The organism is Clostridium tetani (genome assembly GCF_900167265.1).
GTDB lineage: Bacteria > Bacillota > Clostridia > Clostridiales > Clostridiaceae > Clostridium_G > Clostridium_G tetani.
Genome location: NZ_FUWT01000002.1, coordinates 72,654 through 85,018, shown reverse-complemented (window position 1 = coordinate 85,018; position 12,365 = coordinate 72,654). Strand labels below are relative to the sequence as shown.

The window sequence follows — 12,365 nt, the reverse complement described above, 5'->3', positions numbered from 1 at the left end:
CTGGAATTCCGTGTTCGTTACATAAAATTTACTAAGATCTAATATTTAGAGATTTATACCTTTATTACAAATCCTGTATAGTCATTTTTTCTAATTCTTTTTTACTGTCCTTTTTAACTTTATCTCTCCCCTCAAAATAAACGGATAAGCTAACAACTAATAACATTGAAAATCTAAAAATCCACTTTCCTAAAGTTCCAGCTTCAGCTTTAAACATAATAAATAAAACAGCTCCAATAACAATAAACAGAGGTAATATAAGTCCAAAGACAAAATGCTTTCTTGTACTTAAGAATTGTTGAAGTGCTAAACCCAAAATAGTAATTAAAATTGTAATTAATATTTGCATCTACTTTTCCTCCTCTTTTTCCTTTTTATACTCATTAATAATAAGCTTGGCTGTATCCAAATCTATTTTCTCATCCAAGGATAATTCTTTAATAAATGATATAAAAGGTTCATTTAAATTTTTATCGTTAATTTCTATTTTTTGAATAAGTTTATCTAATCGAAGTCTTACTGTTGGATAAGACACTTCATAGAGTTTAGCTATCTCCTTTAAAGAACCAGAAGTTAATATAAACTTCTTTATAAACTCAATATCTTCATAATCTAAGCTAGATAACCAGTTGGGTAGCTTTTCCATCGTAATATAACATCACCTTTCATCAACAAAATTGAAGGTATAATAAATAATTTATTTAATATTATTTATTATACCATTAATTTTATTAAAGTCAATATTGAATATATGATTAACTTTATTTAAAATCTAATATGTATTTTTATTTATCAGTATTAAAAAGCGCCCACCTCCTATTAGGTTGAGCGCTTTTTATTATACTTATATAATGAATACTCTCCATTAAGTCCACCTTTAATTAAACCCACATATAAGTCTTTCTATTCATAATCTTCTTAAGTCAATTTATATCATTTCTAATACTTCTACTGTATATTTTTCACCTGGAGCATAAACTTCAACCACATCCCCAACTTTTTTTCCCATTAATGCTTTTCCTAAATCTGATTCTACACTTATATGCATCTTTTCCGGTTCTGCATCCATAGTAGTTACTAGTGATACATTTGTTTCAAAATCATCTTCCACAAATTTAATTTTACATTTACTATTAACTCCTAATACTGATTTATCCTGATTTTTCTCATCTATTACACTTGCAGTTGAAATCATAGTTAATAAATATTGAATTCTATTATCATTTTCTCTATAGTTTGCACAGGCTTCTTTATATTCTGCATTTTCTGATCTATCACCATGAGCAGCTGCCTCTAATTTTTCCTTTGCTATTTCAGCTCTTTTTGTAGTCATTCTATATTCTAATTCTTCTTTTAATTTATTCATATTTTCTTCTGTTAATATGTTTTTCATGTAAAAATAAACCTTCCTTTTATAATTTTCTGCTCTTTAAATACTTCTTTATCTATTGATTTTTGAGTATTCCCCCTTATAAAAACTTTATCTTCTATATTATCTTACTACATATTTACAAATTTTCAAATCTTAAAGCAAATTTTATTTAGACTAATACTTCATTGAATTTAATAAGATAAATCATTACAAAAGCTAATTAAAAATCATTTTATTTCTATTATATTAATTATTATTTCCATTAATATTTTGTTCATAGATAATCTTGATTAAGTTACCAACTATTCTCTCTTTAAACTCTGCTGAATTGTTTCCTAGACTTGATGCTACATTTATAATCTTAACTGCACATGTTTCTATATTCATTAATGAGTTTAAAGGTATTATAATTCCATAATCCTCATGCATCATATTTCCTATAGGAATTTTTGATATCCTTATATTATCTAATGGAAGATAATCATTTTTAAGCAAATCTATTTTATTTAAAATCTTAATAGATTCCTCTAACACATTTCTCTGCGATTCATTTAAGTCTTCTTTATTCAAAAGCTCTTCTTCTATAACAAATGTATATTAACCAAATGTACATTAAACTTATATTGTTGACTTAAACAATGTTATTTAGTTAAAATGTTATTGGAGGTGAACTGCATGAAAAAATTAATTAAAGTTATTGCCGCTATTATTGAAAATGAAAACAATGAAATCTTATGTGCCTTAAGATCAACTAAAATGTCTCTTCCTAATCTATGGGAATTTCCTGGTGGTAAAATCGAAAAAGGTGAATCTTTAGCTGAGGCTATAACTCGGGAAATTAAAGAAGAGCTAAATTGTACTATAAGTTTTATAGATGTTTTTAATGAAAATACTCATGAATATGATAAATTTATAGTTAATTTAACAACTGCTAGGTGTAAATTAACAGAAGGACAGCCTACTGCTAATGAGCATGATAAACTTATTTGGCTTCCTAAAGAAAATTTAAGTTCTTTAAATTGGGCTCCTGCGGATATTCCTGCTGTAGATCAATTGATTAAAGAAAAAGTGTAGCGCCACTAATAATAGTGCTACATCCTTTTCTTTATATGCCTATGCTATTATATGATAATAACCATCCTACTTTTTTTCCTATTTTTATTTAGTCATCTTCCCTATGAAATTATATAATCATAAATATCTTCTCTTACTGGTGTAATTAATCTATATCTTATTTCTACAGCTGTTTTTGTAGTATTTTTCATTGTAAATTGCTTTGGTTTTCCTACTGCTTTTATTTTTCCTAGAAAGTAAAACTCCTTTGAAATTTTATCATCTTTATTTTTTCTTACAAACAAAGTCATTTCTACCCCATCTTCCTCCGCATTATAAGCCTTAACAATATCTTCCGATGTTATAGTTCTACCTGATTTTGAAATTGCTATTAACTGTGATTCTGAATAAAACCTATCCTCATAATTTATACTGTCTTCTATACCATCTGACTTGTCATAATTAATAAATACAGGATAAGTTTTAGTAATTTTATCATATTTATAGCCACCAATATTTAAAGCTACTTCTCCTTTTTCCCATTCTAAAAGCCTACATACATCTTCATATGTGTACTTTTGATATAATTGAAAATTAGTATTCATATACCTATTGCTATAATTTTTATTATATCTACTTAATCCAAAGTTTATCAGTTCCATAACCATTTCTTTAAAATAACTATTTTCAATACATTTTTTAAAATCAGATGAAATTATATAATAGTTATCTTTTCTTTCTAAAAATATACATTTTGAATAAGTCTTTTTAGCTGATCCCGTTGGAAATTCATTTGTTAATACATTAATTACATTTGTTTCAGTAATTTCTTTAAAATCTATATTATACGCTTCCTTAAGCTCATGTTTTAACTTACCTATTAAGTCTACTTTGTTATGTATTATGTTTTTAATCATTATAAGTTCGTGAGGTCTTTTACCTGAAGCTAACTTTTTAGAAATAAACTCAATAAATAAAGCCTCTAAATCATTAAGCTCTATAGTATATTCTTTATCATACTTTTTTAAAAAGTTATAGTATGATCCTAATTTAGTGGCAAAAATTCTTAATGGATCTATAGAATCAAACTTATCAAAATCATTTAAACTAGGTATTCTACCAATCTTTTGTTTAAGATTAAAATAACTTTCTTTAATTAATTTTATATTATTAAAATTTGCTAGATCTATTGATTCAAATATTTTCTTTTTTGATATTTCATCAAAATTAATAGTGGAACACCCTGGTATAACCCTTGTGCCCTCCATAACATATTTTCTAATAGTATCTTTATTAAAAGTTCTATCCCCTGATAGGGCTATTGGAATTAAAAAGTTACTGTTATAGTTACCTACAAAATCTATTATTACAACATAATCTTTAAATTTATTTTTTCTAAGCCCTCTGCCTAATTGTTGCACAAATATTATTGAGGATTTAGTTGGTCTTAACATTACAACTTGATTTACAGAAGGAATATCTACTCCCTCATTAAATATATCTACTGTAAAAATATAATCTAATGAATTTAAAATTTCATCTTGTTCTAATCTTTCTATGGCTTTTTCTCTTTCTTGTTGTGAATTTTCTCCTGTTAAAGCAATAGTTTTATATCCCTTTGTATTAAATATATCTGAAAGTTCTTTAGCTTCTTTTTTATCACTACAGAATATTAATCCCCTTACTCTTTCACCGCAATATCCATAAAAATTTATTTTATCAATAATATGTTTTACCCTTTCTTCTGCTACTAAATATTTAAAATCGGTGTTATCATCTAATTCAATTCCATCAATTATAACATCAGAAACTCCAAAGTAATGAAATGGACAAAGTAAATCCTCTTCTAACGCTTGCTGCAATCGTATTTCATATGCAATATTATAATTAAACATTTTAAATATATCAAAATCATCACTTCTTTCAGGTGTTGCTGTCATTCCTAAAAGAAATTTAGGATTAAAATAATTAACTATTTTTTGATAGCTATTTGCACCTGCTTTATGAACCTCATCTATTATAATATAATCAAATTCATTTTTATCAAAATATTGTAATACTTCTTCCTTTGACAATGTTTGAATTGTACAAAAAATAAAATCTTTGTCCACATCTTTACTAGTACCTGATAATATTCCCATACTCCTTGTGTCCCCAAAAACATTCATAAAACTATTTAAGGCCTGTTTTGCTATTTGCTCTCTGTGTACAATAAATAATGCTCTTTTAGGATTATAATTTCTAAGTTCAAAGGCAGATAAATAAGTCTTACCTGTTCCAGTTGCAGAAATTAAAAGACCTCTATCTTGTCCATTTTCTCTAAGCCTTTCTAACCCTTGTATTGCTTCCACCTGCATCTTATTAGGCTTTAGCTTATATTGTGAGAGTCTTGGAACCTTACTTTTTCTAGCAAACTCAACTTGCTTTCTATATATATCCTCATAAGTTTTTATCCATTCAAAAGTTAGTTCATCAGCCTCATTCCAAAGATGATTAAACTCTGAAATAACTCCTTTTGTTAATGAACCCTCTTCTAAAGATGAAACCTTTAAATTCCATTCTTTATTTTTAGTTAAAGCTGTTTGTGTTAAATTTGAGCTACCTACTATTAATTTATAATGATCTTTATATCTAAAAATATATCCTTTTGTATGAAAATTCTCTTTGCTGTATAACTTAATTTCTATATTAGAAAATTCTAAAAGCCTTTTTAATGCCTTTGGCTCGCTAAAATTCAAATAATCAGTAGTTAAAATTTTCCCTTTGATTCCTCTTTTATTTAAAACTTTTAGAGTTTCTAATAAAGGAAGTATTCCACTATTAGTAATAAAAGCAACAGATATAAAAAATTCTTCACACTTATCAAGCTCAGATATTATTTCACTTAACACTTTACTCCCTTTAGAATAATCATTAACAATTAACCTTGGAGTCAAAGCTAAATTGGAATCTATTAATTTATTAATAAGTCCTGTTTCACTAGCCTTTAATATTTCATTTCTTATTAAATTATCATTAGTAGTTTCAATGGATTTATGCTCAATATTATCTCTAATTGTGTCACTTTTATCATATACTTTCGAAACCATATTAATCCCCCTCACATAATATAGTCTAACATTTACTAGAAAACATCTTCATTTCTAGCGATCACTACTTATAGCGCTATTGACCCCAGTGGTCTTTGCATTTACTAAAAACGAATTGCCACAAAACTAATTTAGTTTTGTGGCAATTTACATTATAGATTTCTTGCTAACAATTCTTATATTCGGTTGTGACACTTCAGCGGAACACCTATAATGTCACATAACCGAAGGATCGGTTTTAAATGTGCACATTATAGGTCGTGTAGCGAATTGCGCGCAACCTAATGATGTATGTATGGTAAATCTCCACCATGGCGCAACACCATAGCATAAAGGCCAAGAAATCTACAAATTTTATTCAATTTATTAAATTATACCATATTCCAACTGAAAATTCAATGATTTATTCTAAGCTATTTATTAAATTCATGGCATCATCTATTATATTTTTGTATTTTTCTGAGTTTACACTTTTTATCCAGGAGGTCATTCCTGATATTTCGTTTATTGTTTTAGATGATGGTATTTGTTCATTGTTTTTAAGTTTATTAGCATTATAAATTGCAGCTCTTAAATTTTTGATCCATTTTTTAGGAACTCCAATTTCTTCATTGTTTATTACAATACCAGTTATACATTGACGATTATTTTGACGTAAGAATTTTGTTTTATTTTTGTTTATATTAAAACCTTCTTCTTTTACTATCTTTGAAATTAATCCAATTAATCTTCCATAAGTTAAATCTGTGTTCTCATTAATAAAACTAAAACTCATATCATCTGCATATCTAGTATATGTAAAACTATATTTAGACGCTAGTCCACTTAATCTTTTATCCAGCTTTCTACAAATAATATTTGTAATCATAGGACTTGCTGGTGAACCTTGAGGTAAAATTCTATGTGATGTTTTAACATACTTAATTTCTCCTCTAACCTCTACTTCCATTCTTTCACAATATGTACAAATCATACTCAATAATGATGCAACATAACCTGAATATCCAAAACCTTTAAACATTCCTCTTACTCTTTCAAAAGTAATGGTTGGAAAGAAATCCTCCAAATCAATATTAATTAATAATTCCGGTTTATTCTTGTGAGCTTTTGCTCCTGAAACAACTGATTTTTCTTTTAAGAATCCATGTGCATATTCACTTACTGGAAGCTTTGATAAAATTTCTTCTAATATCTTCCTTTGAGCATTTTTAAGTAATGATTTAGGTGCTGCAATATTACGTACTCCACCTTTTTTCTTAGGAATAGTATATCTATGATAGTTATCAACAGAAACTACATCCCTATGATAAACCAAAAATCTTAACTTTTTATATTCTATACCAAGAAACTTAGCTAACTCTTTATCATCCTTTATAATAGGTAGTTTTTGTGCTTTTAATTTTTCAATATTTGTTTCTACATCTTGAAGTGAGCCAGAATATCCTTTTCCGATAAATACAATCTTATCTTCCTTTGTTCTTTTCCATGCTTCAGACCTTTGCTGTTTTTCAAATTCTCTTTGTTTTTTTCTTTTAGCACGTCTTTTAATAGACTCCTCCATTATAGTTTTGGATACATCTAGTCTAATTTTTTCATAATCCCAAGTTTCATTGTACTTTTTTTGAAGTTCTCTTAACTTTGCATTTATTTTATCTTTTTCTTCATATAACTTAGTAATTTCATCCGCTACCTTTTGGTATTTATTTAATAAATCTTTTCTTTGTGCATACTGTTCTTTAGTCTCATTTTCTTGTCTTTCATAAGGTGTAGGCAAATCTTTTGGCCAAAATCCATATTCTTGCATCTTTATAAGTGTAAATTCTTTTTTACCCATTTGATTTATAGCTTCTCTATAGTTTTGTTTATTCTCAATCATAATAACTTCTCCATAATATCATTGATTTTGTATTCTTTATTTGGTTCTAGTTTTACTCTTAAAAACTTTGTAGAAATCATATATAAAGCAAGAATATGTGAACAAGGAGCTGAAATATTTCTAGGTCCTTTATTAAACTCTCTACAGTTACATTTAACTCTTGAAATTTGACCATCTTCATCTATTGTTAAAACTGTTTGTGTTAAATCAAATTCCCTATCATAATCAGGTGTACGATGGTATTTCCACTTCTTATATTTTGGATTTGGCATTTTCAATGAATGTGTAAAGATATATTCATTGTCTTCTGTGATTTTTACATTAAAACCATCCATACTTTCTTTCATATGTTCTTGAACTTTTAGCTCCGTTTCTGTTGTTTCATATAATTCTTTTGGAATAGGGTCATTACACAGTCTTCTAAATCTTACAGTATCATTTACTGCATCATAATAACCTTCTCCCTTTCTTAAAAGCATACCTACTCCTGCTTTATTTAAAGACTTGGAATTATCATTTAAATTATTATAAATATCTTCCATTGAAGCTAATCGTTTTTCTTTTAATAAGCCATAAACTTTATCATAGCTTCCTTCACCAATAAATCCACTTAAAATGTTAAATGTTGTCCCTTTAACCCAATCATTAGCAGACCATGATGAGAAACCAATAGTCATTTTCATATTTCCCATGTCAGCTATAATAAATTGAGGCATTCCAAAGCCAAGCAGCCTTACTTTAAAAGAATTAACTAGTGGAATTATCTTTTCTAAAACCAACCAACGTCTTCTTCCCCATATTTTTTCTTCTCTCTTTTTTTCACCAGTATATATTGCTTTAAGGGTAAGAGTTTTACCAAAAGGTTCAAAGACAATTTTTACAGGCTTATTTGGCTCTAAAATCCATTTCATATATCTTGGACTTTTATTAGCTTTGTGTCTTCTTAAAAATGAACATATATCATACATATCTATAGGGCATAGTTCTATATCTATACCACCCAAGCTTGCTGCTGAAGAAACTTGATTAAATCCCTTTATCCAAGTTTCTGGAAGGTCTATTTTCTTTTCCATATGCTCAGGCATTACCCCACTATCAACTGCAAAACCTTCTGGGTTAACAGAAAGTTCAACATCACTATAGGTTCTAAATCTTTCTATTTCTTTAGCTAATTTTAAAGAAAAGTCTATATTAGTTGTTCCAAGCTTAGGTTCTTGAAGCATTTCAAACTCTTCCATAGAAATTGATAAACATCCATATGTAGATTCATCCACAGAAAAAGCTTCAAAAGAAACCTGATCTGGATGTACTGTTATTACAGGGTCCAAGACAAACCAAAGATTCACATCTCTTTCTTTTATAAATTTCCAAAAGTCTCGTTCAAGTTTATAGTAATCTTTCCAAACATCACTTTTATCAATTTCTTTTTTTATATTGTTTTTTACATCAATTAGCTTAAATATATCTGAATTTTTATCATCTAAATTAGCTAATAATTCATTTATCTCTTTACTTATATTTTCTCTAGCTTCAGGCAAATACTGTTTGTGTTTTAAAATTCTTCTTTCTATTTCTCCATCAAGCCATTGAAAGAATTCAACTCTTTCTTTCTTTTTTTGACTCATATCTGAAACAACAATTTCACGAAGCATAAGCATGGCATCTCTAAAGATAAGTGGATTTTTTAATTTTCCTAAAAAAGATACCCTCTCATCTCTAGAAAGATCTGGACTAAATCCTAAAGTAGTTTTTTCATTTTCATTTATGCACATTGACGGACTTGCATACTTATAATTAACTTTCAAAAGACACAGCCTCCCTTCTGATTTTAGCTAGTGTAATAAGTGCACGTTCTGAGTCTATAATTATATTTGAACGTCCAATATCCAAAAGCATATCTTCAAATTCTTCTAATTTATTTCTATATTTAAATACAAATTTAGGAATAGATTCATATACCTTATCCTTATTCTTAGAAACTTTATTGGGAAGATATAAAAGAGTTTTTACATAGTAAGTAAATAATTCTTCATCGCCATTACCTAAGTTATCAAGTATTTCTTGTGTTTTATAAGATATATACGCTTTTACCTCATGGGCTGTATGCTCTAGCATTTGAATTATAAATTCCTTAGGAATTAAATCTTTGTAAATTTCATCAAGCTTTCTAAGTCCAAACAAATAAACTTTACTTATCGGAGAATCAATTATAATTCTATGTAGTTTCTTTTGATCTTCTTTGTCCATTTTATCAAAAATCTCTTCTGCATTTTTATTTAGCATAGTTACATCAGATTCAAGCATAATTAGTAAAGTAGAAAATCTCTTCTTCAATTCTTCACTGTTTTCTATCATAATCTCAAATAATATTTTAATCATTTGAGATGTACCAGTTTCTAATATGCTTATAAATTCTGAATCTATTGGTATCTTTTTATATTTTATTGTTTCTAAAATACATATAACTTGTCTGTTTCTTACTGAAACTGCTTTCTGAACAAATTCTATATTAGTCTTTTCAATTAAATTATTTAAATCTTCATATGAAAGTGAGAATATCAATTCTTCTAAGTATGTTTCCATCCAATCTGACATCCTAGCTTTATCAAAAATAGTTGAAACAACATAATCTATTAAATCTATTTTTTCACTCTCTGAAAAACTTTGAACTTTATTTGTAGAGCTTGAAAGTATGTCTTTAATTTCTTTAGATAAATCAATATTATCACCTTCAAATTTCTCTGAATTCCCTATAATACACTTTACAAATTTTAAATACTCATTTTTCTCTAATGAACAAACATTTTTTTCAAATAAGCTTGTCCATTTATCTAAGTTATCTAAAAACATAAACCCTACTAAATCCTCAGCTTTAAATGAACCATTTGTTTTTTCAAAGAAACCTAGAGCAAGCTTATGAATTTCTTCACTTTCATTATTAATTAAATCAAACATTAATTTTGAATCAAAAGCATTAATCTTATCTAACTTATCTTTAAGAATAGTCATAAACATATCTGCAAGTGGTTTATAAGAAACTTGTGTTAACTGACTTAACTTTTTATAATTCATTTTATCAATAAGTTCATTAGTTTTTTCTGAGTCCTTTAAAATATAGTAGCATGCCTTAAATACTGTATCTATATTTGCATTGCTAGCAATATCTAATACATCCTCCAGATGATTGTCCCAAATTTCCTTCATAAACTCATATCTACCTTCAAGCTTCATTAATTGGTCACTTTCCATCCACTGATGTCTAGAATACCTATTCTCCCAACCTACAGGAGGTTTTTCAGTAAAATCATAATATAAATAGTACTTTATAAAGTCATTAAATTGGAAATTACCTTTAAACTTGCATACATAATCATACTTTGTATAACTTGTTAAAAGTGATTTCATAGCTGCCATAAACTTGTCTTCATCATTCTTTGCATAAGAAGCAATAATTCTTTTTATGTATCTTTTAAAATATTTTAATACCTTACTTTTACCATTACCCTTAAAATAATAAGTTAATCTTGGTGCATCTAAATAGTATGCTATTTTTCCAATAACATCCGCTAGCCCATAAGCTTCAGCTTCTTCTAGTGTGTTTTTAAGCTCATTAATATTTAATACTACCCCATCACTATATGTACTTATTTTATAACGCTCTTTAACTCTACTAGTTACCCACTTCCAATTTCCATTTTTATTTTCATAGCTTCCACAATGCTCTCTTAATAATTCTTGAGCAGCATATTTTCTATACTGTGCTCCTTCAATAATTTTATCTTTTGGAAACTTCTTACCATTAAGGCTAATTAGATGTAAATCCATATCTTCGAGATGTTCACGTATCCACACTTCTCTTTTATCTTTTAACTCTTTTGTTAGTGCATTTACATAAATATCTGCACATCTTTTTACACCCTTTGTATAGCTTTCAGCACCCCAATTAATATCAGCTTTAATAATAGTTTTTGCCTCCTCAATTAATAATGAATTTTTTTTCTTAGCAAATTCTAAAAATAAACCTGATATTAATTCAGTACTTCCAACTTTTAAAATTAAATCGAATATCTCTTTAGGGGGATTGCTTTCTAACAATTCATTTAATAACTTTTTCCTCATATAAAGATTTTTGTTACTTGTAATGTTACAAATAATTGAATAATAATTAGAATTCTCTTCATTTATTTTTAAAATATCATTAGGATGTTTAACTAATCTGAAACCATCAAAATCAATGTTTTTAGCTTCTATTTTTTCTACACACTCTTTATATAACATTTCTGTAAAATAAGGTAATGTAATTTTTTTATCTTCATCTAACTTTTTAAACTCTTTAACTAAATAATTTTCATCACGTCTCCAATACCAGTCATACTTTAATCCTGTTTTGTAGTACATTTTAGGAAACTCTTCTTTTTTATCGTGATATCCACCTTCCTCTATTATTTTTACAGCTTGGAAAGATGGTAAATGCCCTTCTCTGCCACTAAACACGGCGTAACTATCGTATTTAACATTATCTTTAAGAACATTAACAATAGATTCTCCATCACTTTGAGTACTTTCAAATTCATGTTTTCCATAAAGAATAAGAAAACTTGGATTATTATTCTTGTCATATCCCCATAAAATTACACTTCTTAGTGGATTACACTCCTTTTTCCATATCTTACTTGGTGCTTTAAAATTTTTATTCATTTCTACTTGTTCAACTGTATCTTCTTCCGGTTTTAAGAAAGAAAGCACTGTCTTAAAAAAATTGTTTTCTTTAAACTTTGACATAACATTAAACCACCTTAATTTTTAATTTAAACTATTAACATTATATACCATTACCCTACTATTGAAAAGGATATAAAGGAAAAAGTAGAGACTTAGCATCAAAATATCCAGATGTTCTTTTTTTGTTGACAAAGACCCCCGGGGGTCTTTGCGAGACAAGCATTATGGAGCTTGATAGCCCCTTTCGCACTAA

At 27.5% G+C, this 12,365-nt stretch carries 9 protein-coding genes; 1 reads left to right on the top strand and 8 read right to left on the bottom strand.

Going from position 1 to position 12,365, the window contains the following annotated elements; translation table 11 throughout:
- Positions 1 to 64: 64 nt before the first annotated feature.
- From B5D21_RS00415 to B5D21_RS00400, 4 genes are all read right to left on the bottom strand, one after another.
- The gene (locus B5D21_RS00415) at positions 65 to 349 is read right to left on the bottom strand and encodes a hypothetical protein (protein ID WP_035109278.1); all 285 of its coding nucleotides are present in this window, start codon (positions 347 to 349) and stop codon (positions 65 to 67) included.
- Complete coding sequence (locus tag B5D21_RS00410) at positions 350 to 652, bottom strand: DUF2089 family protein (RefSeq protein ID WP_035109276.1); 303 nt, start codon at positions 650 to 652, stop codon at positions 350 to 352.
- A 276-nt stretch (positions 653 to 928) separates the two neighbouring features.
- Positions 929 to 1,393 (bottom strand): GreA/GreB family elongation factor, encoded by a 465-nt coding sequence (locus B5D21_RS00405; RefSeq protein ID WP_011100083.1) that lies wholly within the window; start codon positions 1,391 to 1,393, stop codon positions 929 to 931.
- 225 nt (positions 1,394 to 1,618) lie between these two features.
- Positions 1,619 to 1,942, bottom strand: a complete 324-nt coding sequence (locus tag B5D21_RS00400; RefSeq protein ID WP_035109273.1) for a hypothetical protein — start codon at positions 1,940 to 1,942, stop codon at positions 1,619 to 1,621.
- A gap of 105 nt (positions 1,943 to 2,047) precedes the next feature.
- Here B5D21_RS00400 and B5D21_RS00395 point away from each other — a divergent pair, with 105 nt between their 5' ends.
- Positions 2,048 to 2,446 (top strand): (deoxy)nucleoside triphosphate pyrophosphohydrolase, encoded by a 399-nt coding sequence (locus B5D21_RS00395; protein WP_023438857.1) that lies wholly within the window; start codon positions 2,048 to 2,050, stop codon positions 2,444 to 2,446.
- 101 nt (positions 2,447 to 2,547) lie between these two features.
- Here B5D21_RS00395 and B5D21_RS00390 read toward each other — a convergent pair whose 3' ends face one another.
- From B5D21_RS00390 to B5D21_RS00375, 4 genes are all read right to left on the bottom strand, one after another.
- Complete coding sequence (locus B5D21_RS00390) at positions 2,548 to 5,514, bottom strand: DEAD/DEAH box helicase (RefSeq protein ID WP_052040326.1); 2,967 nt, start codon at positions 5,512 to 5,514, stop codon at positions 2,548 to 2,550.
- Positions 5,515 to 5,917: 403 nt separating this feature from the next.
- A complete protein-coding gene (locus tag B5D21_RS00385; protein WP_035109271.1) occupies positions 5,918 to 7,390 on the bottom strand; it encodes a reverse transcriptase family protein in 1,473 nt (490 codons plus the stop codon).
- Positions 7,387 to 9,195, bottom strand: a complete 1,809-nt coding sequence (locus tag B5D21_RS00380; RefSeq protein ID WP_011100087.1) for a hypothetical protein — start codon at positions 9,193 to 9,195, stop codon at positions 7,387 to 7,389. The genes B5D21_RS00385 and B5D21_RS00380 overlap by 4 nt, the downstream gene beginning before the upstream one ends.
- The gene (locus B5D21_RS00375; RefSeq protein ID WP_011100088.1) at positions 9,185 to 12,172 is read right to left on the bottom strand and encodes a hypothetical protein; all 2,988 of its coding nucleotides are present in this window, start codon (positions 12,170 to 12,172) and stop codon (positions 9,185 to 9,187) included. The genes B5D21_RS00380 and B5D21_RS00375 overlap by 11 nt, the downstream gene beginning before the upstream one ends.
- Positions 12,173 to 12,365: the final 193 nt, after the last annotated feature.

Coding starts and splice junctions, on each gene's coding strand:
- B5D21_RS00385 (WP_035109271.1), bottom strand. CDS start 7,390: ATGATTGAGAATAAACAAAACTATAGAGAAGCTATAAATCAAATGGGT.
- B5D21_RS00375 (WP_011100088.1), bottom strand. CDS start 12,172: ATGTCAAAGTTTAAAGAAAACAATTTTTTTAAGACAGTGCTTTCTTTC.
- B5D21_RS00395 (WP_023438857.1), top strand. CDS start 2,048: ATGAAAAAATTAATTAAAGTTATTGCCGCTATTATTGAAAATGAAAAC.
- B5D21_RS00405 (WP_011100083.1), bottom strand. CDS start 1,393: ATGAAAAACATATTAACAGAAGAAAATATGAATAAATTAAAAGAAGAA.
- B5D21_RS00415 (WP_035109278.1), bottom strand. CDS start 349: ATGCAAATATTAATTACAATTTTAATTACTATTTTGGGTTTAGCACTT.
- B5D21_RS00390 (WP_052040326.1), bottom strand. CDS start 5,514: ATGGTTTCGAAAGTATATGATAAAAGTGACACAATTAGAGATAATATT.